At 69.0% G+C, this 26,139-nt stretch carries 22 protein-coding genes; 13 read left to right on the top strand and 9 right to left on the bottom strand.

Annotated features, from left to right (window positions below):
* Nucleotides 1-49: 49 nt before the first annotated feature.
* The 3 genes from K2R93_21150 to K2R93_21140 are packed head-to-tail and all read right to left on the bottom strand — an operon-like array spanning nucleotide 50 to nucleotide 5,745.
* Nucleotides 50-3,157: a CusA/CzcA family heavy metal efflux RND transporter gene (locus K2R93_21150; protein ID MBY0492359.1), complete on the bottom strand. Its 3,108-nt coding sequence runs from the start codon at nucleotides 3,155-3,157 to the stop codon at nucleotides 50-52.
* Between the two features lie 3 nt (nucleotides 3,158-3,160).
* Nucleotides 3,161-4,387 (bottom strand): efflux RND transporter periplasmic adaptor subunit, encoded by a 1,227-nt coding sequence (locus tag K2R93_21145; protein MBY0492358.1) that lies wholly within the window; start codon nucleotides 4,385-4,387, stop codon nucleotides 3,161-3,163.
* Between the two features lie 2 nt (nucleotides 4,388-4,389).
* On the bottom strand, nucleotides 4,390-5,745 hold the full coding sequence (locus K2R93_21140; GenBank protein MBY0492357.1) for a TolC family protein: 1,356 nt from the start codon (nucleotides 5,743-5,745) through the stop codon (nucleotides 4,390-4,392).
* A gap of 249 nt (nucleotides 5,746-5,994) precedes the next feature.
* On the opposite strand from K2R93_21140, the gene K2R93_21135 reads away from it, so the two are divergent.
* A complete protein-coding gene (locus K2R93_21135) occupies nucleotides 5,995-6,321 on the top strand; it encodes a flagellar protein FliS (GenBank protein ID MBY0492356.1) in 327 nt (108 codons plus the stop codon).
* Here K2R93_21135 and K2R93_21130 read toward each other — a convergent pair.
* Nucleotides 6,283-7,704, bottom strand: coding sequence for a HAMP domain-containing histidine kinase (locus tag K2R93_21130; GenBank protein ID MBY0492355.1), 1,422 nt, complete (start codon nucleotides 7,702-7,704; stop codon nucleotides 6,283-6,285). The two genes, K2R93_21135 and K2R93_21130, sit on opposite strands and share 39 nt — an antisense overlap.
* A gap of 7 nt (nucleotides 7,705-7,711) precedes the next feature.
* Nucleotides 7,712-8,404 (bottom strand): response regulator transcription factor, encoded by a 693-nt coding sequence (locus K2R93_21125; GenBank protein ID MBY0492354.1) that lies wholly within the window; start codon nucleotides 8,402-8,404, stop codon nucleotides 7,712-7,714.
* Nucleotides 8,405-8,437: 33 nt separating this feature from the next.
* Here K2R93_21125 and K2R93_21120 point away from each other — a divergent pair, with 33 nt between their 5' ends.
* The 4 genes from K2R93_21120 to acnA all read left to right on the top strand — a co-directional run bounded on the left by K2R93_21120 (nucleotide 8,438) and on the right by acnA (nucleotide 15,563).
* Nucleotides 8,438-9,532: a patatin-like phospholipase family protein gene (locus K2R93_21120; protein MBY0492353.1), complete on the top strand. Its 1,095-nt coding sequence runs from the start codon at nucleotides 8,438-8,440 to the stop codon at nucleotides 9,530-9,532.
* 54 nt (nucleotides 9,533-9,586) lie between these two features.
* Nucleotides 9,587-11,248 carry an FAD-dependent oxidoreductase gene (locus K2R93_21115; protein ID MBY0492352.1) on the top strand — a complete coding sequence of 554 codons (1,662 nt, stop codon included), beginning with the start codon at nucleotides 9,587-9,589 and terminating at the stop codon, nucleotides 11,246-11,248.
* A 4-nt stretch (nucleotides 11,249-11,252) separates the two neighbouring features.
* A complete protein-coding gene (locus tag K2R93_21110; protein MBY0492351.1) occupies nucleotides 11,253-12,656 on the top strand; it encodes a hypothetical protein in 1,404 nt (467 codons plus the stop codon).
* A gap of 222 nt (nucleotides 12,657-12,878) precedes the next feature.
* The gene (gene acnA / locus K2R93_21105; GenBank protein ID MBY0492350.1) at nucleotides 12,879-15,563 is read left to right on the top strand and encodes an aconitate hydratase AcnA; all 2,685 of its coding nucleotides are present in this window, start codon (nucleotides 12,879-12,881) and stop codon (nucleotides 15,561-15,563) included.
* Between the two features lie 147 nt (nucleotides 15,564-15,710).
* On the opposite strand, the gene K2R93_21100 is transcribed toward acnA, so the two are convergent.
* Both K2R93_21100 and K2R93_21095 read right to left on the bottom strand, forming a co-directional pair.
* Nucleotides 15,711-15,953 carry a ribbon-helix-helix protein, CopG family gene (locus tag K2R93_21100; GenBank protein MBY0492349.1) on the bottom strand — a complete coding sequence of 81 codons (243 nt, stop codon included), beginning with the start codon at nucleotides 15,951-15,953 and terminating at the stop codon, nucleotides 15,711-15,713.
* A 2-nt stretch (nucleotides 15,954-15,955) separates the two neighbouring features.
* Entirely contained in the window at nucleotides 15,956-16,837 is an 882-nt protein-coding gene (locus K2R93_21095) for a hypothetical protein (protein ID MBY0492348.1), read from the bottom strand.
* A 213-nt stretch (nucleotides 16,838-17,050) separates the two neighbouring features.
* Here K2R93_21095 and K2R93_21090 point away from each other — a divergent pair, with 213 nt between their 5' ends.
* The gene (locus K2R93_21090; GenBank protein MBY0492347.1) at nucleotides 17,051-17,950 is read left to right on the top strand and encodes a hypothetical protein; all 900 of its coding nucleotides are present in this window, start codon (nucleotides 17,051-17,053) and stop codon (nucleotides 17,948-17,950) included.
* 220 nt (nucleotides 17,951-18,170) lie between these two features.
* Here the strand turns inward: K2R93_21090 and K2R93_21085 are convergent, their stop codons facing one another.
* A complete protein-coding gene (locus tag K2R93_21085) occupies nucleotides 18,171-18,563 on the bottom strand; it encodes a hypothetical protein (GenBank protein MBY0492346.1) in 393 nt (130 codons plus the stop codon).
* A gap of 476 nt (nucleotides 18,564-19,039) precedes the next feature.
* Here K2R93_21085 and K2R93_21080 point away from each other — a divergent pair, with 476 nt between their 5' ends.
* Both K2R93_21080 and K2R93_21075 read left to right on the top strand, forming a co-directional pair.
* On the top strand, nucleotides 19,040-19,624 hold the full coding sequence (locus K2R93_21080) for a peroxiredoxin family protein (GenBank protein MBY0492345.1): 585 nt from the start codon (nucleotides 19,040-19,042) through the stop codon (nucleotides 19,622-19,624).
* A 27-nt stretch (nucleotides 19,625-19,651) separates the two neighbouring features.
* The gene (locus K2R93_21075) at nucleotides 19,652-21,148 is read left to right on the top strand and encodes a DUF4147 domain-containing protein (GenBank protein ID MBY0492344.1); all 1,497 of its coding nucleotides are present in this window, start codon (nucleotides 19,652-19,654) and stop codon (nucleotides 21,146-21,148) included.
* Between the two features lie 84 nt (nucleotides 21,149-21,232).
* Here K2R93_21075 and K2R93_21070 read toward each other — a convergent pair whose 3' ends face one another.
* On the bottom strand, nucleotides 21,233-21,544 hold the full coding sequence (locus K2R93_21070) for a hypothetical protein (protein ID MBY0492343.1): 312 nt from the start codon (nucleotides 21,542-21,544) through the stop codon (nucleotides 21,233-21,235).
* 150 nt (nucleotides 21,545-21,694) lie between these two features.
* Here K2R93_21070 and K2R93_21065 point away from each other — a divergent pair, with 150 nt between their 5' ends.
* From K2R93_21065 to K2R93_21045, 5 genes are all read left to right on the top strand, one after another.
* The gene (locus K2R93_21065; GenBank protein ID MBY0492342.1) at nucleotides 21,695-22,465 is read left to right on the top strand and encodes a TetR/AcrR family transcriptional regulator; all 771 of its coding nucleotides are present in this window, start codon (nucleotides 21,695-21,697) and stop codon (nucleotides 22,463-22,465) included.
* A 76-nt stretch (nucleotides 22,466-22,541) separates the two neighbouring features.
* Nucleotides 22,542-23,462, top strand: a complete 921-nt coding sequence (locus tag K2R93_21060) for a carbon-nitrogen hydrolase (GenBank protein MBY0492341.1) — start codon at nucleotides 22,542-22,544, stop codon at nucleotides 23,460-23,462.
* Nucleotides 23,463-23,542: 80 nt separating this feature from the next.
* Nucleotides 23,543-24,622, top strand: coding sequence for an agmatine deiminase family protein (locus K2R93_21055; GenBank protein MBY0492340.1), 1,080 nt, complete (start codon nucleotides 23,543-23,545; stop codon nucleotides 24,620-24,622).
* On the top strand, nucleotides 24,619-25,275 hold the full coding sequence (locus K2R93_21050; GenBank protein MBY0492339.1) for a hypothetical protein: 657 nt from the start codon (nucleotides 24,619-24,621) through the stop codon (nucleotides 25,273-25,275). Before K2R93_21055 ends, K2R93_21050 begins: the two co-directional genes overlap by 4 nt.
* Nucleotides 25,276-25,401: 126 nt before the next feature.
* Nucleotides 25,402-25,953, top strand: coding sequence for an RNA polymerase sigma factor (locus tag K2R93_21045; protein ID MBY0492338.1), 552 nt, complete (start codon nucleotides 25,402-25,404; stop codon nucleotides 25,951-25,953).
* Nucleotides 25,954-26,139: the final 186 nt, after the last annotated feature.

Genomic DNA, 26,139 nt, shown 5'->3' with positions numbered 1-26,139 from the left:
ATCCAGCCCTTCGTGCCGTTGATTCAGCGGTGGTGGACCCGCCACGGGCTCACGCCGGCACGGGCACCGGAGTCGCCGCCGGCGCGTGCGCCTTGTGCGGCCGGCGCGCCTCAAGCCAGGCGTAGAGCACGGGCAGCAGGAACAGCGTCAGCACGGTAGAGGTGATCAGCCCGCCGATCACCACACTCGCCAGCGGGCGTTGCACCTCGCTGCCGGGGCTGGTGGACAGCGCCATCGGCACAAACCCGAGGCTCGCCACCAGCGCCGTCATGAGGACCGGGCGCAGCCGGTCGGCGGCGCCACGGCGCACACGCCCCAGCACCGTGGCATCATCGAGATGGTCGCTGTGCCGCAGATGATTGAGATGCTCCACCATCACGACGCCGTTGAGCACGGCAATGCCGAAGAGCGCAATGAAGCCGATGCTCGCCGACAGGTTGAGATTGAGCCCGCGCAGCCAGAGCGCGGCGATGCCCCCCACCAGGGCGAACGGCACGTTCGACAGGACCAGCACCGCCTGGGGAATGGAGCGGAACGACAGGTAGAGCAACCCGAAGATCAGCAGCAGCGCTGCGGGCACGACGATCGCGAGCCGGGACATCGCCCGCTGCTGGTTCTCATACTGCCCACCCCACTCGAGAAAGACGCCCGGCGGTAGTGTGACGTCCGCTGCGACCCGCGTTCGCACTTCCTGCACGAAGCTGCCGAGGTCCCGCCCACGCACGTTGCTGAGCACCAGCGAACGGCGCTGCGCATCCTCATGCCCGATCAGCTCCGGGCCCGTCGTGCTCTGGATCTCCGCGACCGCCGACAGCGGCACAAGCTCGCCACCCGGTGCGCGCAGCGTCAGGCGGCCGATCGCCGCCGCGTCCACGCGAAACGGCTCGGGGAGCGTCACCACGATGCTTACGCGGCGGAAGCCATCGATCAGCTCGGCGGCCGTCTGCGATCCCATCGCGAGATCGATCGCATCGCGTACATCGGCCACCGACACGCCGTACTGTGCCAGCGCCTCGCGTCGGATCTGCATCCGCACCTGACCGGTGCCGTCCGCGATCTCCACGCCCACGTCAGCCGAGCCACTCACGCCCGCAATGATCCGCCGAATGCGCTCGGCGATCGCCTGGTTCTGCTCGATGCTCGGGCCGACCACCTTCACCCCGAGATCGGTCTTGATGCCGCTCTCGGCTTCATCCAATCGCATCGCGAGTGGCTGCGTGAACGACACCTCGAGCCCCGGCACCACGGCCAGCGCCGAATCGAAGGCGGCCACGAGCCCCTCGCGGTCGTGCGCGGTCTTCCACTCGCTGCGGTCCTTGAGGATCACGTACATGTCGCCTTCGAAGAGCCCCATCGCCTCGGTCGCGAGATCCGGGCGCCCTTCCTTGGTGACCACCGTGACGACTTCCGGGAACGTGCGCAGAATGCGCTCGGCCGCCGTGGAGAGGCGCGTGGCGTCGGCCAGATCGATGCTCGGCATGCGCCGCGTCGTGATCAGAATCGATCCTTCATCGAGCTTGGGCATGAACTCGGTACCGATGCGCGTCAGCGAGAACACGGAGACCACCACGACCACGGCCGCCGTGACGACAATGGGCAGCGGCCGCGCCAGCACGCGATCGAGCAGCCGCCGATAGCGAGCCGTGAGCCGCTCCAGCCACGGCGCTGGCTCCGCTTCCCCATCGCGCAGGGCCCATGCCGACACCGCCGGCACATACGTCAGCGCGAGCAGCAGCGACCCGAGCACGGCGCAGACGACCGTGAAGGCCATCGGCTTGAACATGCGCCCTTCCATCCCGTCGAGTGTGAAAATCGGGATGTACACCGCCACGATGATCGCAATGCCGAAAAGGATCGGGCGCCCCACCTCCACCGCGGCTCGCTCAAAGAGCCCCAGTCGGTGCATGTCCCGATGCGCCTCGATGCGGCGGATGAAGCTTTCAATCATGACGACCGACGCGTCCACAATGAGGCCGAAGTCCAGCGCGCCCAGACTCATGAGGTTGGCGGAGTAGCCAAAGAGCGCCATGCCGATGAAGGCAATGAGCATTGAGATCGGGATCACCGACGCCACGATCAGCGCCGCCCGCACGTTGCGCAGGAAGAGGAAGAGCACCGCGATCACGAGCAGGCCGCCCTCGATCAGGTTCTTCACGATCGTCCGCGAGGTTCGCGCCACCAGCTCGGTCTGATCGTAGAACGGGGTCACCGTCACATGCTTCGGGAGGCTCTTCTTGATCTCCTCCATGCGCGCGCGGACATCGGCAATGACCTGGCGGGAGTCGGCGCCCTTCAGCTTGAGCACCATGCCGCTGACCACTTCGCCGGCACCATCCTTCGTCACCGCCCCGTTGCGCGGCAGGGCTCCCAGCTTCACGCGTGCCACATCGCCCACCCGAACCGGCGCGCCGAGATACGAGCCGACCACCACGCGCTCCACCTCGGCCACATTCTCCACGCGCCCCAGGCCGCGCAGCGTGTAGCGTTCGCCCCCCTGCTCCAGATAGCTGCCCCCGAAGGCGAGCGTATTGTTGGCCAGCGCACGCTGGACATCGGTGAGGCTCAGCCGGCGCGCGGCAAGCCGGACCGGATCGACCTCGACATCCACGCGCTCGGTGAGGCCGCCCCACGAGTTCACCTCGGAGACGCCGGGCACGGTGCGCAGGCGGGGCCGCACGACATAGTCATGCAGGGTCTTGAGCTCGGTGAGCGACAGCGAGTCGCTCGTCAGCACATACTGATACAACTCACCCATCGGCGTCGAGACCGGCCCGAGCGCCGGTTCCACGCCGGCTGGAAGCGCGCCCTTGGCGTCGTTCAGGCGTTGCTGGACCAGTTGCCGGGCGAAGTACACGTCCATCTTGTCGGGGAACGGCACCGTGACGAGCGACAGTCCGAACTTGGACACCGAGCGCACCCCTTCGGCGCCGGGGACGCCCATCAGTGTGCTTTCGATGGGATACGTGACCAGCCGCTCGACTTCCTCGGGGGCCATCCCGGGAGCGACGGTGATGACTTCAACCCGGGTGCCGGTGAGATCCGGAAAGGCGTCGAACGGCACGTGCTGCAGCGCATAGAGGCCGGCCGCCATCAGGCCGAGCGTCAGCCCAACGATGACGCCTTTGCGCTTGAGCGCAAAGTGGATGAGCGTGCGCATCGCTTACTCTCCGCCGCCGGCGGCGCGCCGCTTGAGTAACTCCGCCTTCGCGATGGCGGCGCCCTTCACGACGACCGCCGTGCCTTCAGCGACGCCCGCCGCCAGTTCCACCCGCTGCGTGCTGCGCCGGCCGACCCGCACCGGCATCGCCTTCACGAACAAGCCGGCACCGCGCGGCTCGGCGGCAAAGACCACCGTGTCCCCGTCGAGCGCCTGCACCGCGGCCGCCGGCACCACCAGCGACGGCGTACCATGCTGCCCCAGAATCTCGGCCTGCACGAACGACTCGGCGCGCCCTTTGCTCTTGCCCTTCGGCTGGGCGATCACCTCGATCGTGCGGGTGAGCGTATCCACCGTGGGCGCCACACGGGTCACCACCGCCTCGCCCACCTCCGTGGGGTCCTCGGTCAACGTGAATCGCACCGTGCTTCCCGCCGCCACGCCCACCGCCGCGGATTCCGCCAGGTGCATCTGCAACTGCAAGCGGTCGGTGCTGCCCACCGTGACCAGCGGCGTACCCGGCAGCACCACGGTACCCGGCTGCGCCTCACGAGCGGTGACGATGCCGGCGATCGGGGTGCGAATGAGCACGTCATGCTCATCGGCTTCGGCCGGCATCGGCCCGCTGCCCACGAGATGCTCGATGAGCGATTCATACCGCTGCCGTTCGGCGGTGGCCTGATCGTAGCCCGACAGCGCGACGCGTCGGGCGACATCGGCGCGCTCCACCTCCGCGCGCGACATGGCCTTCGCGTCAAACAGGCGATGGGCACGATCAGCTGCCGAGATGGCGAGATCGCGCTCCGCTTCCGCAGCCGCGACGGCGGCCTTGGCACGCGCGAGGCCGCTTCGGGCGTCCATGATCTCGTGGCTGTGAATGAGCACGAGGACCTGGCCGGGCTTCACCACATCACCCACGCGCACCAGCGTATGCGTGATGCGCCCCTCCACAATGGAGCCGATCGTTTCGAGCGACTGCGGGTCGAGCATCAGGCGGCCCGGCACGGTGACGGTGGTCTGCCACGGGAGTGTACGCGCCGTGTCGACCGTCAATCCGGCGATACGCACGGCTTCAGCGGAGAAGGTGGTGGTGTCGGTCAGCGCAGGGGCAGCTCCGGTAGCGGCACCCGCTGCGACCGCGGGTTGATCAGCACTCTTGCCGCAGGCGGTGCCCAGCGTGAGGAGCACCGCGGCGCGCGCCAGGGGGGCGAAGGAAGACGTGAATCGCATGATCAGAAGCCCGGCGCGGTCGCGGTGGAGAGCAAAGGAAGGTCCAACGGGGCATCGGCGTCGAGCCGTGCGCCGATGGCGCGTTCAAGTTCAAGGCGCGCGAGCCAGGCGTCGGCCGCCCAGCGCAGATGCGCCTGCATCGCGTCGAAGGCCGCGCGTTCGGCGTCGAGCAGTTCCGTGAGTGTCACATGGCCTTCGCGATAGGCCACGCGCGCAATGCGCGAGACCTCGCGACCGCGGGCATCGAACGTCGCCGCATCGCGGGCCACCGCGCGCACGTCCATGTAGGTGCGCCAGGCGGCACTCACCGCACCGCTCACGGCGCGCTCGACATCGGCGCGTAGAATGCGCGCTTCCATCGCTTCGCCACCGGCGCGCTGGCGGGCGCCGCCGTTGCGATTGAAGAACGGCATCGGCATGCCGAATCCGATCTGCCCGGTCTGAAAGCCGCCGGTCTGCTTGGTTCCACCCTGCAGCTGCAGATCCCCGAAGAGACCGCGCCGCTCGGCGGCGAGCCGCCGCTGGGTTTCCTGCACGGCCGCATCGCGCGCCTGCACTTCCGGGCGGAGCCGCAGCGCCGCGCGTCGCACCAGCAGCGAATCAGGTGGTGCCGGCAACGTCGGCGCGATCAGCGGCGCCAGCGTACTGATGGAATCGTCGCGGACTCCCATCAGGCGCGCGAGTTCGGCGCGAGCGCGCGATGCTTCGGCGTTCGCCGAGACCACCGCGACGCGCGCCCGGTCGGCTTCGAGCGACGTGCGCAGCCCGACTGCTTCTGCCACGAGCCCTTCGCGCAACCGCTGCGCATCGACATCGGCGATCTCGCGCAGCGCGTCATACTGCCGTTGCACCAGCGCGCGGAGCCCGTCGGCGACGGCAGCGCGCAACCAGGCGCGGGCCACCTCGATCTCGGCGTTCCGACGCTCCGCTTCGGCATCGGCCGTTGCGCGGAGCGTGCCCGCGCCAACGGACTGGCGCAGCGCCAGCCGCCGCCCGGTGATATCGAGGGGGATATAGGCGGTGGCGAAGATGTCTGGCGCGAGCGGGCTCGCGAGGTTCTCGCGCCGCCATTCGAGCGTCGGGTTGGGCCATTGCGCCGTCTCACGGACGCGGCCCACCGCCACATCACGCCGCGCCGACACGAGGGCCGCCAGCGGGCCGGACCGCCGAGCGGTCGCGAGGGCGCTGGCCAGATCGAGCGCCGCCGGGTCCATCGTTGGGGTGGCGCGTGGCGTACCGGACGGCGCACGGGACTGCGCCTTCGCACCGGAGGCCGTCAGGAGGACGGCCAGCAGGACGCCCGGCAGCCAGCGCGGAGTACCGACCCGCCGGGTGAAGTGCACTGAATGGGGGTTCATGCTCGCAGCCTATCACCGGATCATGAATCAAACGTGAACCCCCGGGGCCGGGGACGGGACGTTTCGCGCGCGGCGCGCCCGTCACTTCCGCACGCTCCGTGCGCTTTGTCACGTCGAAGTCGAGGCAAATATTCAAGTTGCGAGAATCCCGAGCCGATCTCCCTAGACGAGGCGCGGAAGCTCAGCGCCATTCAGGTGACCTCAGCTCCACCCGCCGTGCCCGTACCGACGCCTGTCTTTACTCCAGTGGTGATCGACGCCGATCGCCCGTCGAGCGACCCTCTCGCCCGGCTGGTGCGGGCGTACGATCGCGCCATCAACGCCTGCGAGGCCTTCGACCAGCGGGGCGCGCGCGAAGCGATCAGCGTGCTGCGCTGTGCGCTCGATCTCGACTCCGCCGCCTCGCGCAGCTTCGATGCGCTCTATGCATGGTGCGAAGAATCGGTGGATGTGCACGATTTCGTGGCCGCGGCGCAGTGCCTGCGCACGCTCCGCGACGCGTGGCGCCGCGCGATGCAGCCGCAGCCGAGTGCGCGGTCATACTTCGTGCCCCGACGCGACCTGCCGGTCTGCTGAGCGCAGCGGGAGGTGCACGGTAAACCGTGCGCCCCCGAGCGGGCTCTCGCCCACGGCCACGCGGCCCCCATGCCGCCGCACGATCCAGCTCGCGATCGCGAGCCCCAACCCACTGCCATCGGCGCGCTTGGCGCGCGCCTCGGCGCCGCGGAAGAACCGATCAAAGATGCGCGGACGCTCGGCGGGGGGCACGCCCATCCCATCGTCGTCCACATCGAGTCGGGCAAAGCGCCCCTCGGGGTGCACGCGCAGTTGAACGTGCCCGCCGGCAGCCGTGTAGCGCAGGGCGTTGTCGAGCAGTACGCCCAGCAGGCGACGCAGCAGCGTGTCATCGCCCACGATCGGCGTTTCCTCGAGGTCATCGAACGCGAGCGTGATGCCCAGATGCGCGGCCTGCGGCTGCCAGCGCGGCGTTTCATCGGCCACCAGATCGTCGAGGTAGCAGGGGGCGAGTTCCACGGTGCCCTCATCACCCGCCGCATCCGCGCGCGCCAGCTGGAGCAGCTGCTCCACCTGCTGCGACACCGAGCGCAGCTCGTCGTCGAGCGCGGCGAGCGTGGCGAGGCGCTGCGGATCGATGTCCGCCCCACCAGCGCGCGCTTGCTGCAACTGGAGCTGTGACACCTCTACCCGCGCGCGAATCCGCGCGATCGGCGTGCGCAGTTCGTGCGCCGCGTCCGCGAGAAACTGTCGCTGCTGCGTGAGCGCGCCGTCGAGCCGGTCGAGCAGCGCATTGAAGCGCGCGCCGAGCCGCCCCAGTTCGTCGTCGGCATTGTCGATGGGGAGCCGCGCGCCGCTGGCCGGCGCGATGCGCGCCGCGGCGTCGGCCATGGCGCCCACCGGTCGCAGCGTCCGTCCGGTCAACCACCAGCCGGCGATGGCGGCGGTCAGCACGAAGAGCGGGATACCAATCCCCAGCCACTGATCGATGCGATGCTGCAGCGCGTGGGTGCTGGACAGATTGGCATCGATCTCCACCTTCCACCCCGGCGCCAGCGCTTCGTCGAGGGGGAAGCGGACCGACCGGATCTCCCCCAGGTCGAGATGCGGGCGCGGCCGTGCTGCGCGACCACCGCGGAAGATGCGGCCGTCGGGTTGAATGATGCGGATGGCCCGATCTTCGAAGACCAGCTCACTCATAATGTGGGCGAGCGTCGCCTCGGTGGTGCGATACTCGGCCACTTCCGTCCGGAAGAATTGACTGACCAGCCCGGCCGAACTGCGCACGGAGTTCTCGAACTCCTGCTCGAGCGTGCGGCGAATGGCAAAGCGGGCGATCAGCGCGGCCGACAGCAGCACCACCAGCAGCGTCGCCGCATAGAGCGCGGTGAAGCGCAGGCGGATGCGCGGCCGGCTGACCTCAGCACGAGCGGTTGGGCTCATCGCCCGCTCACCGCAGGATCCGGCGCGACGGCGGCGGACCGAGACGATAGCCCGCTCCTCGCACCGTGGCGATAAGCGGCTCTTCGCCGGCGGCGTCGACCTTCTTCCGCAGCCGCGCCATGTACACGTCGATGACGTTGCTCCCGGGGTCGAAGTTGTCGTCCCAGGCGTGTTCGCCGATAAACTCGCGGGTCAGTACGCGTCCCGGGGCGCGCATGAGCACCACGAGCACGGCGAACTCCTTGGTCGTCAGCGGGATGAGCCGGTCGCCCCGCCGCGCCTCCCGCGTGGCCGGGTCGAGCAGGAGGTCCTCGACCTGCAGCAGCACCGGCGCCGCATGATCCGGGCGTCGCAGCAGCGCCCGCACACGCGCGACCAGCTCCCCCAGCGCGTACGGCTTTACCAAGTAGTCATCGGCGCCGATATCCAATCCAGTGATGCGGTCCTCCACCGCATCACGCGCGGTGGCCATCAGGATGCGCGGCGCCGGGACCCGGGCCCGAAACGCGGTGCAGAGGGTATATCCATCCGCGTCGGGCAGGCCGATGTCGAGCACCACGGCGTCGTACGGACTGACGGCCGCGAGTTCGCGTGCCATCTTGCCGGTGGCCGCCGGATCCACGGCAAATCCGGCGGCCCGGAGGAACGCCGTGGCGCTTTCGCGCAACGTGTCATCATCTTCGACCAGCAGTACGCGCATGACGGGGAATCTACTGACCGAGATGACAGCCGCATGAACGGCACGCATGGGCCCCGGATCGGGGTCGTGTTGGGCGGGGGCGCCCTGAAGGGGATGGCCCACGTGGGCGCCTTGCGCGCCCTGCATGAGGCGGGGATCCGACCGGCGCTGTACGCGGGTACGAGCATCGGTGCCATGATCGCCGCCGCCGCGGCCTCCGGGCGCGGGCTCGACGAGATGACCGAACGCGCCCGCCGCTTTCGGCGCCGCGACCTCTTCCGCATCAATCACATGGGGATGCTGATGGAGCGCATGCTGTCGCGCTCCATCTACCTCGAGGCCCCGCTGCGCGCGCTGGCCGATGAACTGGTGCAGCCGGGCACCTTCGAGGATCTGCCCACGCCGCTGCTGGTGACCGCCGTCGATCTCGAGCGCGGCACGCCGCTAGTCTTCGGCACGCCGGGGCTGACGGCGGTCTCGGTACGTGATGCCATCTACGCGAGCTGCGCGCTCCCCGGCTTCTTTCCGCCCGGCGTGGTGGGCGATCGCGTGTGCATCGACGGCGGCACCACCGACAATCTCCCCATCGCCATTGCCGGCCTGTCGGTGGACGCGCTCGTGGCCATCGATGTCGGCATCGCCGATGTCCCGGTGGCCCGCGGAGTGGCTGAGCAGGGCTTTGCCTCGATTTTCATGCGGGCGGCGACCATGATGATGCACCATCAGCAGCAGGCCGCGCTCGAGCGCTGGTCCACTCCACCGCTCCTGCTGGTCCGCCCCAAGGTGGCGCACATCGGCTGGTTCTCCTTCGCGCATGTCGATGAACTGCTCGAAGTGGGATACACCGCCACCCGCGACGCGCTGCGCCACCTGCCCGAAGTCCTCGCGGCCCCGGATGGCATCTTCCCGCGCGAGGAGATGGCCATCCAGATCGATCGCCAGCGCTGCACCGGCTGCGCGCTGTGCGTGGCGCGCCATCCGGACCTCGTGCGCCTCGATCGCGATGGGAAGGCCGAACCGCTGGTACCCAGACAGGAGCTTTCCCCCCGCGAACAGGCGCTCGCCCGCTGCTGCCCCACTGAGGCGATCGTGGTGGGGCCGGTGTGTGCGCGCGATGTGGTCGCGGAGCGACTCGACGCGAGTGCGTAGTGTGGGGCGGGGGCGTATGTTGGTCCCCCTGCCCTCTACGTTGAGGTTTTTTTCGTGGCCAAGCCGGTCTTTCTTGCGGTTGACGACGATCTGGCGGTGCTGTCGGCGATCGAGCGCGACCTGCGCCAGCAGTACCGCGCGGACTATCGCATTGTGAAGGCGGGAACCCCCGCCGAAGGGCTGGAAGCGGCCCGCGCCTTCGCCACCCGCAACACGCCCATCGCGCTCTTCCTGGTCGACCAGCGCATGCCGGAAATGACGGGCATCGAGTTTCTGGCCGAGGTGCGCGCCATCCATCCGCAGTCCAAGCGCGTGCTGCTGACCGCCTACGCCGATACCGACGTGGCGATCGCCGGCATCAACAGCGTCGGGCTCGATCACTACCTCATGAAGCCGTGGGATCCGCCGGAGGAGCGCCTCTTCCCCGTGCTCAACGATCTGCTCGCCGAATGGCGGGCGCAGGTCACCCCGGCGTTCGAAGGCATTCGCATTCTGGGCTCGCAGTGGTCGCCGCAGTCGTTCGAAGCCAAGGAGTTTCTATCTCGCAATCGCGTCGCGTACGAGTGGGTCGATCTCGATCAGGACGCGGTCGCACGCGCCCTCGCGACGCAGTTGGCCGGTGACCTCACGCGCCTGCCGTTGATCCTCTTCCCCGATGGCTCGCATCTCGTCGCGCCCTCGTCGGTGGAGCTCGCGGCCAAGGCCGGGATGCAGACCGAAGCCGCCCGGCCACTCTATGACGTGGTCGTGGTTGGAGGCGGCCCCGCCGGGCTCGCCAACGCGGTCTATGCCGCCTCGGAAGGGCTGCGCACCGTGGTCATCGAGGGGCAGGCGCCGGGCGGCCAGGCGGGAACGAGCTCCATGATCGAGAACTACCTCGGCTTCCCCGCTGGCGTGACCGGTGCCGATCTCGCCCAGCGCGCGAGTGCGCAGGCACGACGCTTCGGCGCCGAGCTCCTCACGGGGCAGGAAGTGGTGGGGCTCCGCCGAGAGGACCCGTATCGCGTCGTGACCCTCGCCGACGGCACTGAGCTCACGACGTACACCGTGGTCATCACCACCGGGATGAGTGCGCGGCGGCTGCCTACGCCGGGGCTCGAGGCGTTCCATGGCGTGGGTGTCTACTATGGCGCGGCCATGACCGAAGCGGCGCGGTACAAGGGACGCGACATCTGCGTGATCGGTGGTGCCAACTCCGCCGGACAGGGCGCGCTGTTCTTCTCCCGCTATGCGCGGAAAGTCACCGTGGTGCTACGCGCTCCGGATCTCGCCCCCATGATGTCGCAGTATCTCGTCGATCGCATTCGCGCGACGCCGAACATCGACGTGATCGCGGAAGTCGAAGTGTCGGCCGTGACCGGGACCGGCGCCCTCGAGGGGATCGAGCTCACCCACGTGAAGACCGGCGCCGTGACTCCGCTCGCTGTGGAAGGGATGTTCATCTTCATCGGCGTGAAGCCGCACACCGAGGCGTTCACCGGTACGCTCGTCTGCGACGACTCGGGCTTCATTGCCACCGGCGCCGATCTGCCGCGGGAGTTCGGCAAGCCAAAGGCGTGGCCGCTGCCACGCGAGCCGTATGCGTTCGAAACCAGCATGCCCGGGGTGTTTGCGGCCGGCGACGTCCGTTCAGGCGCCAATCGCCGCGTAGCCGCCGCCGTGGGCGAAGGCTCTGCGGCCGTGTATTCAGTGCACCGCTATCTGCGGACGGTCTGAGCCCATGACGCCCGAATCCATCGCCTCCGATCTCGACGAACAGCTCGCCGCGCATCGTGCCACCGGCGCCTTGCCCCCCAGCGAGCGCGCCTGGCTGGCGGCCCACGGGGTGCGCGAAGCGCACGCGTTGGGCGATGTCATCACCCGGAAGGGCGAACAAGCCATCCGGATGTTCGTGCTCTTTCGCGGCCACCTCGTCATTCGCGTGGACCGCGGCGCCGGCATGCACAAGGTGTTCGAGTGGCAGGCGGGCGAGATCGGGGGCACGATGCCCTACTCGCGCGGGGCCACGCCGCCCAACGATGTGGTGGTGGAGGCCGAGGCCGACATGCTCACCATCGATCGCGCCCTGTTCCCCGAGCTCACGCGCGAATGCCCCGAGCTGACCGCGTTCTGCGTGCACTCCATGGTGGACCGCGCCCGGCAGTTCACGCAGGCCGACCTGCGCGATGACAAGCTCATCTCCCTCGGCAAGCTGGCGGCGGGGCTCGCGCATGAGCTCAACAATCCCGCGTCAGCGGTGGTGCGCGGTGCCAAGTTGCTCACCGAGAGCATCGCGGTGAGTGAAGAGGCGGCGCGCAAACTGGGCGCGGCCGGCCTCACGCCGGCGCAGCTGGCGCGCATTAATGAGATACGCGCGATGTGCCTGCGCGCGGCGCCCACCATGATGCGTTCGGCACTCGGCCGCTCGGACCGCGAGGACGAACTCGCCGACTGGCTCGCCGACCATGATGCCGATGAGCGCTGTGCGGGGCCGCTCTCCGAAACGGCCGTGACGATCGAGGCACTCGACGCGCTTGCGGCCGTTGCGCCGGGCGACGTGCTCAACGTCGTGCTCAAGTGGATGGCCGCCGGCTGCAACGTGCGCATGCTCTCCGGCGACATCGAGACGGCCGCCACCCGCATCCACGGGCTCGTGGGCGCGGTGAAGGGCTTCACCTTCATGGACCACGCCCCGCGCCCCGAGCCGGTGGATATCCGGCAGGGCGTCTACGACACGCTGGTCATGCTGGCCGCCAAGACGCGGGCCCGCCAGGCGCAGGTCGAGGTCCACATGCCCGACGACCTGCCCCGCGCGCACGCCGTGGGCGCCGAGCTCAATCAGGTGTGGATGAACCTCATCGACAACGCGCTCGACGCGGTGCCGATGGGAGGCCGGGTGACGGTGTCCGCCAGTGGCGAGCCCACCGCCCTGGTGGTGCGGGTGGTGGACAACGGCGCCGGCATCCCGCCCGAGGTCCAGCGGCGCATGTTCGACCCGTTCTTCACCACCAAGGGGGTCGGCCAGGGGTCAGGGCTCGGCCTCGATATCGTGCGCCGCCTCATCAAGCAGCACGACGGGGAGATCGCCGTGACCTCGGAGCCCGGTCGGACCGAGTTCACGGTGCGGTTGCCGCTGGCGCGCTGAGGGCGTCGGGGGCCTCGGCCCCCACGGGGGGACAGCCCTTTCGGCCAGATCCTTACAGCCGGATACCGCCCAGCAGCGAATTTCGGTGCACCCGCCGATATTACCCGGTAGCCTCGTCGGTACCGGGCGCTCCCGCGGGGGGCGCCACGGCGCGATGAGTGGCTCCGCACCGAACGCGCGTGGCCGCCCGAGGGGTGGGCGCGCGCAGGACACTCCCCCCGCATGTCGCATCCCAATTCGTTCGGCAGCCGCTCCACCCTGAAGGTGGGCGACCGTCAGTATGCGTACTTCCGTCTCGACGCCCTCGATGGCCTCGCGGGCTCCACGGCGAAGTCGCTCCCCTTCTCCCTCCGCGTTCTCCTCGAGAACCTGCTCCGCGGTGAGGACAATGCCTTCGTGAAGAAGGCCGACGTCGAGGCCCTCGCGCGCTGGAACGTGAAGGCGCCGGTCGACCAGGAAATTGCCTTCCGCACCGCCCGCGTCCTCCTGCAGGACTTCACCGGCGTCCCCTGCGTGGTGGACCTGGCCGCGATGCGCGACGCCATGGTGGCGCTCGGCGGCGACCCGACGAAGATCAATCCGCTCCAGCCGGTCGACCTCGTAATCGACCACTCGGTGCAGGTGGATGAATACGGCAGCGAAGCCGCCCTGCTGCTCAACACCGAACTGGAGTTCGAGCGCAACGGCGAGCGCTACCAGTTCCTCAAGTGGGGCCAGACGGCGCTCCGCAACTTCCGCGCAGTCCCGCCGGGCACCGGCATCTGCCATCAGGTGAATCTCGAGTACCTGGCGCAGGTGGTGTTCACGGCGCAGGACGGCAGCGAGACGCTCGCCTACTGCGATTCGCTCGTGGGTACGGACTCGCACACCACGATGATCAACGGCCTCGGCGTGCTGGGCTGGGGTGTCGGTGGTATCGAAGCCGAAGCCGCCATGCTCGGCCAGCCGGTGAGCATGCTCATCCCCGAAGTCATCGGCTTCAAGCTGCACGGCAAGCTCCCCGCGGGCGCCACCGCCACGGACTTGGTGCTCACCTGCACCGAGATGCTCCGCAAGAAGAAGGTCGTCGGCAAGTTCGTCGAGTTCTACGGCCCGGGGCTCTCGAGCCTCGCGCTCGCCGACCGCGCCACGATCGCCAACATGGCGCCCGAGTACGGTGCCACGATGGGCTTCTTCCCGGTCGATGCCGAAACGCTCAAGTACCTGCGCCTCTCCGGCCGCAGCGACGAGCAGGTCGCGCTGGTGGAAGCCTACTGCAAGGCGCAGGGGCTCTTCCGCACCGACGACACGCCGGACCCGGTCTTCACCGACACGCTCGAACTCGACCTGAGCACGGTGGTGCCGAGCCTCGCCGGCCCCAAGCGCCCGCAGGATCGCGTGGCGCTCTCGGAGAGCAAGGCCAAGTACGCCGAAGCCGTGGCCGCGCAGCATGCGGCGACGGGCGTGGGCACGGCGCAGAACGTGACCTACAAGGGGCAGCACTTCGAGCTGCATGATGGCGCGGTGGTCATCGCCGCCATCACGAGCTGCACGAACACCAGCAACCCGAGCGTGATGCTCGCGGCTGGCCTCCTGGCGAAGAAGGCGGTCGCCAAGGGGCTCACCACCAAGCCCTGGGTGAAGACCTCGCTGGCACCGGGCTCCAAGGTTGCCACCGAGTACTTCCACAAGGCCGGGCTCATGAGCTCCCTCGATGCACTCGGCTTCAACGTGGTCGGCTACGGCTGCACGACGTGCATCGGCAACTCGGGTCCGCTCCCCACCGAGATCAGCGAAGCGATCGACACGGGCAAGCTCAACGTGGCGGCGGTCCTCTCGGGCAATCGCAACTTCGAGGGGCGCGTGAACCCGCAGACGCGCTTCAACTACCTCGCGAGCCCGCCGCTCGTGGTGGCGTACGCGCTGGCTGGTCGCATGGACATCGACCTCGCCACCGAGCCGCTCGGCATGGGCACGGATGGCCCCGTGTTCCTCAAGGACATCTGGCCAAGTCCGAAGGAAGTCGAGGACACCATTCTCGAAAGCGTGAAGCGTGAGCAGTTCACCACGCAGTACGCCGACGTCTTCAAGGGCGACAAGTACTGGCAGGAGATCGCGGCGCCCACCGGCAATCAGTACGCGTGGGATGGCCACAGCACCTACGTGAAGAACCCGCCGTACTTCGACGGCATGACCATGACGCCGCCGGGCATTCGCCCGATCGCCGGCGCCAAGGTGCTGGGTATGTTCGGTGACTCGATCACCACCGACCACATTTCCCCCGCCGGCTCCATCGCGGCGGCGAGCCCGGCCGGGAAGTATCTCAACAGCCTCGGCGTCGAGAAGAAGGACTTCAACTCGTACGGCGCGCGGCGCGGCAACCACGAGGTGATGATGCGCGGCACGTTCGCGAACATCCGCCTCAAGAACGAACTCACCGGCGGCAAGGAAGGCTGGTGGACGGCCACCGCGCCCGGCGCCGAGCCGGAAGCGATCTACGATGTGTCGATGGCCCGTCAGGCCGCCGGCGTGCCGCAGATCGTCATCGCCGGCAAGGAGTACGGCACGGGCTCGAGCCGTGACTGGGCGGCCAAGGGCACGATGCGGCTCGGCGTGCGCGCGGTGATCGCCGAAAGCTTCGAGCGCATTCACCGCTCGAACCTGGTGGGCATGGGCGTGCTGCCGCTCGAGTTCGTGAACGGCGAAACGCGGCAGAGCCTCGGTCTCACGGGCTTCGAGACCTACGACATCGAGGGGTTGAGCGAGAGCCTGACGCCACGCGCCACGCTCACGGTGAAGGCCACGGCGTCGGATGGCTCGGTGAAGCAGTTCAGCGCGCGGTGCCGCATCGACACGCCGGAAGAGATGCAGTACTACAAGAACGGCGGCATCCTGCCGTACGTGCTGCGGAGTCTGGTCGCGAAGTAATCGAGCCGCGCAGCACAGCCCCACACGATACGGGGGCGTAACGGCATCCCTGCCGCTACGCCCCCGTATTGCGTCCGTCATGCCCCTCCGCACTTCGGACGCCCTGCTCCCCCGGTTGGTCCGCTCACCCGTGGGCCCTGCGTGCGGTCACCCCGCCACGTCGTCGCGCACTTCGGCGATGCCGGCGGGCCAGTCGCCCTGCGCCGCTTCGGTGAGGAAGCGGCGGAGCGGCTGCGTTTCAAAGCGCTTCTGCGCGAGGGCGCGCAGCCCGCGGCGCAGCACATCGGTCTTGGTCAGGCCGGTCTCGATGGCCAGCCGTTCGAGCAGCGCGGCATCCTCGGCGGAGAGGTAGACGCGAATCGTTTCGTGAAACGCCTGCTCGCGAGACACGGTCAGTCTTCCTTGCCGTCGCGGTTCTTGTCGCGGAAGGCACGGAAGGCCGAGCGAATGGCGTTCTGCACCTTGGCGCGCACGCTGCCCGACACGTTCGCGTCGGCCGGGTTGTACAGCCCCCCCGCCGGATTCACGAACCACGGCGCGAGATCGAGTGTGACCGTCACGTTGTCGCCGCCGGCCTTGATGCTGAGCGGCGCCGTGAGCGGCACGTTGAGCTTGGCCTCGACGTCATTCACAAAGGTGAACGGCGTGCCGTTGTACGTGCCGACCAGGCGCACGCTGATGTCGCGGAAGTCGGGGTTGGCCTTCTGGAAGGCCAGATCCGCCGAGTCGCTGCTGGTGACCTTGTGAATCGTGAGACGGACCTTGGAGTACGTCCCTTCGGGGACCGCGACGCTCACTCGCCCCGCGTCGGCGCCGGAGACCGGCATGTCCACGAGGAATGGCCCGACGCGAATCGTCGGGCAATCATCGTCGTCATCGGACGAACTCTTGCTGCTCTTGTCGCTGCTGCTGCCGCTGCTGCTCTTGCTGGCGGCCACATCGCTGCTGCTGTCGTCGTCATCCACGCAGGTGGCCACGGCGGTCTTGAGCTTGACGTCGCGCACCACCAGCTGGGCCTTGGTCACGACGATCTTGTCGGTGCCGCGCTCGATCGTCAGTCCGGCGTCGGTCGCGTTCACCGTCACACCGGTCGTGGTCGACACGCCGGCGGACGCGCTCAGCGCGGCCGCCGAGAGCGAGTTGGTGGCCAACTGGAAGCCCACGCCCACCTGACCGGAGGCATTGGGCGCGGTGCCGTCACCGCAGGCCGCGAGGATCGCCAGCGTGGCGGTGGCGAGCGCTGCGCGCGTGGACGGCGCAGTCTTGGTCGTCATCGTCATGAGTGTCTCCCGATCAAGTCATCGCGGGCGGGCGGCACCGGCATCGGAGCACGCTGGCGCCTGCCGCCGCGTCGCTGAGTAAGTTGATGAAGCCGCCGTCCGGTGTCCGTGACCCAGCGCACCGGTCGGCGCGATTTCCCTCACCGCTCCGGTGCCCAGTGTCACAGGGTGCGACCGTTCGCCCCGCCCGCCCCTCTCTCTGAACGCGTGATCACCCTGCTCGTGAATCCGGCCGCGGGCCAAGGCCGCGCCGCGCATCGTGCGAACGAGGTCGAGCGTGCCCTCGGCGCCTACGGAACGGTGCGTCGCGTGGAAACGGCCCGCGCCGGTGACGAACGGCGCCTTGCGCGCGAGGCCGCGCAGCTCGGCGCCCGCGTGCTCGCGGTGGTCGGGGGCGACGGGTCCGTGCATCACGCGGCGCATGGTCTCCTCGACGCGCGTTCGGAGTCGGCCCACGCGGAAGCGGCGCTCGCGGTGTTCTCGGCGGGCACCGGCAACGACTTCGTCAAAACGCTCGGGACACCCGCCCACGACGTGAGCGCGATGGCCGCCCGCGTCGGGCGGGGGGCCACGAAGGTGATCGATGTCGGATATATCGACGATGTGCCGTTCGTGAATGCGGCCGGCTTTGGCTTTGACGTGGAGGTGCTGCGTCGGATGCAGCAGCCGTCCCGGCTCAGCGGCACCGCGGCGTACGTACTCACCGCGCTTGGCGCGCTCTTTGGCTATCGCGGCTTTCGCGCGGCACTCGCCATCGGCACCACCGCCGAGCGGACGATCACGCAGCGGCGCCTCATGACCGTCGTGGCGAATGGCCGGTGGTTCGGTGGCGCCTTCCACATTGCGCCCGATGCATCGGTGAACGACGGGGCCCTGGATATCATCGACATCGGCGATGTGGCGGCGCTCGCCCGGCTGCCCCTCTTTGCCGGCGCGACCCGCGGGACCCACGTGCGCTCGCGGCACGTGAGCGTGCAGCGCGGAACGGCCTTCACGCTGGAGTTCGATGCGCCACCCATCTTCGAGGCCGATGGAGAACTCTGCCAGGCGGTGGGCCCGGTCGTGAGCGTGCGCGTGCGGCCGGCAGCGTTGCGCGTCGTGATCTAGCCACACGATCGGCCGGGGTGGATACACCACGACCCGGTCGTCTCATGCCGAATCACGAGACGCCGGGTCGCAATGTTGCCCACGCCCCCTCCACGAAGCGTGTCCGTCACCTGCACCAACTCTTCACCCGACGATCCTTCAGACACCAACCTGCTTGGAAGGTTCATGTCTGTGTCTAACAGCGGCGTAACAGCCGCTTCCCCACCGTGCTACGTCCGCGTTATTGCGGCGTGCGTACCTGGTGGCCGATGAGGCCACCGAGCACCGCCCCACCGAGGGCCCCGACGGCAGCCCCCTTCGCCTTGTCGCGCGACGAGATCACCCCGATGGCGGCACCGGTCGCCGCGCCGATCACCGCGCCCTTCTGCGTATTGGTGCGCCCCGCGCCCCCGCTGCCGGTGCCGTAGCCACCGCTGCCGCTCCCACTGCCCGACCCACCGCCACTCGACGTGCGGACGGTGCTCGTGCGCTGCGGCACGTACACCACCTGCGGACGCGGCGCCGGATAGGGCTGCGGATACCCGGCCTGCGGATACGGCGGCGGGTACCCCTGCGGATACGGATAGGGCTGCGGATACCCCGCCGACGGCGCGGGGGCATAGCCATTCGGCATGGGCGCATACCCCGGCGGATACCCGAGTTCCGCCGGACTTGCGAACTGGGCGCGGTTGGCGGGGGCCTGCGACGCCGCGAGCAGATCGGCCTTGAGCTGCTCATCGACCGACGACCGCCCGCACGCGGTCAGCACGCCGAACGCGAGCGGGACGAGCACGACCGCCGCCCAGCGGGCCGAAATCGGCGGGGCGTGCGGGAACAAACGACGGGTGTTCATGGTCTGCTCCTCAGTGACGGAGATGCCGTCCGGGCGGGCTGAATGCGCCGCCGTCAGGCCCCATCAAGGGCAGGGGTCGTGCCAGCGTCTCAAACGCTCGTGCGAGTCGGTTTTCGAGAGGAGGATCACGGAAACCGCCCGGTGGCGTCGCCCCGTTGTCCTCCGGCGAGGTCACCCCCCGTCCGGTAGCGGCGACAGCCTCCGTCCAGTAGCGTTCTCGCGGTTCCCTCCCATTCGAACTCCTTCAGGAGTCCTGCATGCTGATGTCGAAGTCGCTGGTTCGTGCCGCGGTGGCCGCGGCCACGTTGGTTCTTGCTCCGTCGTTCGCGGCCGCGCAGGGCACGCCGGCCCCGGCGCCGTCCCCGCTCAAGGTCGGCGACGCCGCGCCCGACTTCACCGTGCCCTGGGTCACCTCGGCCGGTCTCGAGAAGAAGCCGTTCAAGCTCTCCGAGCATAAGGGCGAAACGATCATCCTCGCCTTCTTCCCGAAGGCCCGCACCAGCGGCTGCACCATGCAGATGGAGAACTACCGCGACAAGTACGCGGATGTGTTCAAGGGCGGGAAGAAGGTGACGCTCGTGGGCGTGAGCGTCGATCCCGACAGCGCGCTGACGTCGTGGGCGGTGGACGCCAAGTTCCCGTTCCACTTCGCCGCCGATGTCGATCGCAAGGTGGGCGTGGCCTACGGCGCGAGCGCCGGCACGGGATACCACAAGCGCTTCCTGTACGTGATCGATCCGGCCGGCAAGATCGCGTATGTCGCGACGCCGTTCCTGCAGATGTCGCAGGATGCGTACGCGGAACTCGGCACGGCGATCACGAAGGCCGCCGGCACGAAGTAAGTCCGCGATCGTTCGCGGACGTTCGAGATGTCGAGTACGCTGAAGGACACCCGCGCCCTGCTCGCCGCGTTGTACGACGCGGCGGTGCAGGGCGCGGCGCCGTTTCCCTGCACGCGGGACGCGGTCGCGCGCTGGTGCCGCGCGCACCACGTCGCCGCCGGGACGCGCGTGCATGTCATCGCGACGGGCAAGGCCTCGCCCGCCATGACCGCCGGCGCTCTCGCGGCGCTGGGCGAGACGGGCGTCACGATCGTGGGCGGCGTGGTTGTGGCGGCACATGATCCGGGGCCGGCCGATTGGTTCGGCGTGACCAAGCCGACCAGCCTGCGCGTGCTGCGCGGCGATCATCCGGTACCCGGCCCGGCCTCACTGGATGCGGCCGATGCGATCGATGACGCCCTGCTCGACATCGAGCCCGGCGATCTGGCAGTCGTGCTCATCTCCGGCGGAACGACGGCGCTGTGCGCGGCGCCGATTGCGCCGCTCGCGCAGCGGGTGGGCGACGCCGATCGCGCACAGACCGTCGTGGCAAACCTCGCGAGCACCTTGCTGGGCAGTGGGCTCGCCATCCACGAAATGAACGCCATCCGCCGGCGCCTGCTGCGCTTTGGCGCCGGTCGCCTCGCGGTCCAACTCGCGCATCGCGGCGTGGCGCACATCGGCGCGTTCGCGATCAGCGATGTCATCGGCGACGATCCGGCCGTGATCGGCTCCGGCCCCTGCTCTTCCGATCCCTTCGATGACGCGACGTTCCTGGCGCTCATCGATGCGCACGGGCTGCGCGATCAGCTGTCGCGCGAGGAAGCCGAGGCGCTGGGCGTGTACGGGACCACCGCGCCGCCCGCGGTACCGGCGCCGACGCACGACGCGTTCGCGCGCGTGCAGTACGAGGTGGTCTCGGGGAATCGGGCCGCGACCGCGGCCATGGCGCGCGCCGCCACCCAGCTCGGCATCGAGACGGTGCTGGTGGACGAGCAGCCGATCGAAGGCGAAGCGGACGCCGTGGGGCTCGCGCTGACGCAGCGGGCGCTCGCGCTGGCGCCCTCACTCCCCAAGGGGCATCGCGCGCTGCTGGTCAGTGGCGGCGAGCCGGTCGTGCATCTGCTCGCCCTCGAGCACGCGTCGATGGAGCGCGCCTACGAAGCGCAGCTGTTGGTGGACGTGCTCGAGGAGCCGCCACCCCCCGTGGCGATGTCGGATCCGATGCGCGGCGGTCGCATGCAGGTGGTGGCGCTGTCGGCCGCGCTGCAACTCGAAGCCGCCGCCGCGAAGGGCGATCCGTTCGGCTGGCAGATCACCGTGCTCGCCGCCGGTACCGACGGCCGCGACGGCCCCACGGATGCCGCCGGCGCGATCGTGGACGCCGCTGTCCCCGCCCTCGCGCGACGCCACGGCCGCTCCCCCGACGACGACCTGCTCAACGGCCGCTCGTGGTACGCCCTCGAGGCCGCCGAAGCGCTGCTCAAGCCCGGGCCCACGGGGACGAATGTGATGGACGTGGTGGGCGTGCTGATCCGGGGGTAACCCGTTCACCCCAAACCCGAAGACCCCGAACCCCAAACTGATCAGTTGGGAGTTCGGGGTCTTCGGGTTTGGGGTCTTCGGGTTTTAGTAGCGGCAGTCCGTGCTGTACGCATCCTTCGCGAACCCCGCCGCTTCGGCGTCCTTCACCGACGCGAAGCCGACGCGATCGGCCGGCTTGATGAGCTTCACGGTGCTGCAGGCCGCCGGGTAGAACTTCTTCGACTTGGCCGAGGCGACGAACGGCGCGTTGAGCGCGTCGATGGCGTTCGTGATGGACGTCTGGGCGGCCGTCGGGACGGCGTTCTGGGCGCCCACGGCCGGCTTGGCGGCGGAGGCGCAGGCGGCGAGGACGACCGCCGTGGTGGCGGCCGCGAGGAAGCGCAGGGAACGAGGCATCGGCGGAGAGACTCGGATGAGGGTCGGGTTCGGAGTCGCACAAATGCGACGCCATCGTCATAACCTAACAGAGCGTCATGACCTAACACCGTTCAATCTTGACGGTAGCGTCACATTGTCAAGTGGCGGTCGTCACCCTATCCTCCCCCCATGCCTCCCCGCCGACCGGCCGCCGCGCCGATCCCGCCCGACGCCGCCCCAACCCCGGCCGAGCCAACCGGCGCGCCCGCCGCCGAACCGGCCGCCGACTCGCCCGACGCCTTCCGTCGCCGCCCCCGGCAGAGCCGCGGCCAGAAGCGTGTCGAGCTGCTGCTCGATGCGGCCGCGGCGGTCATCGCCGAGCACGGCCTGGAGGGCGCCACGGCCGAAGCGATCGCCCAGCAGGCGCGGACGGCGAAGGGATCGCTCTACCAGTTCTTCCCCAACCGCGACGCCGTGATCGCCGGCCTCGCGCTGCGCTACGCCGATGAGATGCGCGCCATTCACGAGCGCGCCTTTCCGCTCGATGCGCACGAGCTGCCGCTGGAGCAGCTCATCGATCGCATCGTGCGTCCGCTCGCCGAATTTCACGACCGCAACCCGGCATTCCGCCGCGTCTTCGCGAGCCATGAAGGCCCCACCGACGACACCCGATCGGCTCCGTCGCGCCTGCGCTCGCAGCTCTTCGAAAGCTTCGTCGATCGCCTCGACGTGCTCTTCGCCGCGCGCAATCCGCAGCTCGCCAATCGCGACCGCCGCCGCGCCGCGCTCGTGGCCGCCACGATCGGCCAGGGCCTCCTCCGCGCCCGCGCGCTCGTGAGCGACAAGAAGGGGATGCTGGATGAACTGCGACGCGTACTGGTGGGATACCTGGGGCCGTTGCTGGAGGCAGCGCCCGAGACGGCACCGCGCCGTCGCAGGAACCCGAAACCCACGACCTAAAACCCGAAACCCAGAACGGATCAGTTCTGGGTTTCGGGTTTTAGGTGTTGGGTTATGGGTTGCTTATCTTTCCCCCATGTCCCCCATCGTCAAAATCGGTATCGTCCAGGACACCGCGTCCGACGACCTCGAGGCCAACGTCACCCGGGCCGTGGCGCGCGTGCGCAGTGCCGCCAGCCAGGGCGCCAAGGTCATCTGTCTGCAGGAACTCTTCAACGCGCCGTACTTCTGCAAGACCGTGAAGCCGGAGCGCTTTGATATCGCGCAGCCGGCCAACGGGCCCATCGTGCAGACCTTTCAGGCGCTCGCGAAGGAACTCGACGTCGTGATCGTCGTGCCCTACTACGAGCGCGAGGCGCCGGGGCTGTACCGCAACTCGGCGACGGTGATCGACGCCGATGGGTCGGTGCTGGGGACCTATCGCAAGATGCACATCCCGCACGATCCGCTCTTCGAGGAGAAGTACTACTTCGCCCCGGGCGACGTCACGGGCGATCAGCGGCAGGACCGGCATCCGGGATACAACGGCTTCCGCGTCTGGAAGACCAAGTACGCCACGATCGGCGTGCTGATCTGCTGGGATCAGTGGTACCCCGAGGGTGCGCGCATCACCGCGCTGCTCGGCGCGCAGATCCTGTTCGACCCCACGGCGATCGGCTGGCATCCGGCCGAGAAGGCGACGTTCGGCGAGGCGCAGGTGGATGCGTGGCGCACGGCGCAGCGCGCGCATGCGATCGCCAACGGCGTGTTCGTGGCGTCGCCCAATCGCGTGGGCTTTGAACCGGAACCGGGCACCGATGGTCTGGAGTTTTTCGGACAGTCGTTCATCTGCGATCCGTTCGGCCGCTACCTCGCGCAGGCGGGCACCGAGCCGGCGATTCTCACGGCCGATTGCGATCTCGCGCTGATCGAGGAGACGCGGCGCAACTGGCCGTTCCTTCGTGACCGGCGCATCGACGCGTACGGGCCGATCCTGAATCGCTGGTTGGGGTCGTGATGAGTTCCCCCGACCCAACCGGCGGCCAGGCGCAACTGCTCGCGGCGGCCGCTGGATGGGTTCACTCGCTTTGGAAGGATATGCACGCGACAGGGCAGGCACCGGCGGTCCGTTGGCCCGCGGAGTGGGAAGCGCAGGACGCCGTCTGGATCGGCTGGCCGCATCATGAGCCGGATTGGCCCGGCAAGTTCGGGCCGATCCCGTGGGTGTATGCGGAGATCGTGCGCGCGCTCGCCCCGTATCAGCGCGTCGAGATTCTCTGTCACTCCGACGCGGTGATGGCCGAGGCGCGCGAGTGCCTCACGCTGCACGGCGTGGACGAGGCGCGCTACCGCCTGCATCTCGAACCCACCGATCGCGTCTGGTTGCGCGACTCGGGCGCCACGGCCGTGCAGCGCGCCGATGGCTCGGTGGCGCTCGTGCAGTGGGGCTTCAACGCGTGGGCGAAGTACGACAACTACGCGCTCGACGCGAACGTCCCCGCCCGCATGGCACAGGTCACCGGCCTGCCGCTCGTGCGCGCGGTGCGTCACGACACCGGCGAACCGCTCATTCTCGAAGGCGGCGGCATCGAGACCGATGGCCTCGGCACGATGCTCGTCACGGAGGAGTGGCTGCTGAGCGACGTGCAGGTCCGCAATCCGGGCTACACGCGCGCCGATTATGAACGGGCGTTTCACGACTACCTCGGCATCACCAAGACCATCTGGCTCGGTGAAGGGTGCGTGGGCGATGACACGCACGGCCACGTGGACGACATCGCGCGCTTTGTGGCGCCTGGCGTGGTCGTGCTGGCGCATGAAGCAGACCCCGCCGACGAGAATCACGCGCGCTCGCTCGACAACCTGCATCGCTTGCAGGCGGCGACCGACGCGCGCGGTGAACGCCTGCGGGTCGTGACGCTGCCCTATCCGCGCGCGGTGATCATGGACGGCATGCGCCTGCCGGCGAGCTACGCGAACTTCTACCTCGGCAACGGCGTGTGCCTCGTGCCAACGTTCAACGACCGCAACGATCGCGTGGCCTTGAACATCCTGGCGGAGCTGCTCCCGCACCACGCGGTCATCGGCATCAACGCCGTGGATCTCGTGTGGGGGCTGGGCACCCTGCACTGCCTGTCCCAGCAGCAGCCGGCCGCGCGCACGGGGGCGTCCGCATGACGTCGCTCCCACCGGATCACGATCCCGCCCGCGACCGCGACGCCGAGCCCCGGGAACAAGCGGAGCCCTCCACCCCGTCTCCTGAGCCGGAACTCCCGCGCTGGGCGCGCCGGGCGCAGCAGCAGGCCTCCGGTTCGCCCATCACCGAAGCCCGACTGGCGGCGTACGTCGGGGCCAAGTGGGAGTCCACGTACCGGCGCAAGCTCGCGCCGTTCCTCGAGGACCCCACGTTCGTGCCCACTTGGAACTGGAGTGCCGCGGTCGTGCAGATCATGCTGCCGTCGGCGTGGTTCCTGTATCGCAAGCTGTACTTCCCGTTTGCGATCTTCTTCCTGGTGCCCAGCATCGCCCTGCGGCTGCTGACGGACGCGACCGTGCCCAATACCATGGCCGATCTGCTCAAGCCCGAGAACCAGTGGCTGCTCACCATGATGGGGGCGGTGAACCTGTCGTCGGCGATCGCCGCTGGTGGGACGGCGAACTGGTTCCTGTTCCGTCGGGCCCGGGCAGCGACGGTGTTCGTGGCCCATCAGGATCTCGAGCCCGCCGAAGACGCGGCGCTCATGCAGCGGCTGGGGGGCGTGAACCGGATGGCCACGGCGCTGTTCGTCACGATGACCCTGCTGCTGACCCTCGGCAGCCTTGGCGCCTGAGCGTCGGCTAACCGCCGCCGGGTCCGATACCGATCGGACCGCCCGGCCCATGTGGGGCGTCCCGTGCGGGAATCCGTTACCAGCGGTTCAGGTGACGGATTGCCTGTTTCCGCTGTTGTTTCATCGATGACCGACGCGGAACTGGTCGCCCGGACCCGTGCCGGAGAGCCGGACGCCTTCGGAACGCTGGTCGCGCGGTATTACGACGCGTGCTGGCGGTTCGCCTACCACATGCTCGGAGAACGCGCGGATGCGGAAGACGTGGTGCAGGACACGTTCCTGCGGGCCTATCTCGCGATCGGCCGGTACGACGAACGTGACCAGTTCCGCGGCTGGCTGTTCCGCATCCTGACGAACCAGTGTCGAAACGCGCAGACCTCTCGCGGTCGTCGGACCCGGCGCTTTGTGCAGGACGACACGGCGCTCGATACGGCGCCGGCGCCGCCCCCGGGGGTGTCGGCGGGCGTGGAGGATGCGGCGCTGATCAAGGCGCTCGCGCAGTTGGATCCCCAACAGCGCGAGGCGTTGCTGCTGAAGTACGCCGAAGGGCTCGAGTACTCGGAGATGTCGGCGATGACCGGGGCCGGCGAATCGGCGTTGAAAATGCGCGTGAAACGCGGCAGCGAACGCTTGCGGGCGCTGCTGGGCACGTTGCCGGATCTTTTGGAGGAGCGATGAGCGTCGCACCCGCGACGACGTGGCTCCTCGTGGAGTCGAGTCATGTCTGAGTCCCGGGAACTGCCGTTCCCGTCTTCCCACGACGAGGCGGCCGACGCGGCGCTCGCCGAGCGCGTGGCGCGCAGCTATGCCGCGCTGCCACCGGTCGCGCCGGCGCAGGTCGACGCGTGCGTCGCGGCCGTGCTC

This window comes from Gemmatimonadaceae bacterium, assembly GCA_019752115.1.
In the GTDB taxonomy this organism is placed as follows: domain Bacteria; phylum Gemmatimonadota; class Gemmatimonadetes; order Gemmatimonadales; family Gemmatimonadaceae; genus Gemmatimonas.
The sequence above is the reverse complement of the archived record's forward strand: the minus strand, read 5'-3'. Positions and strand labels throughout refer to the sequence as shown.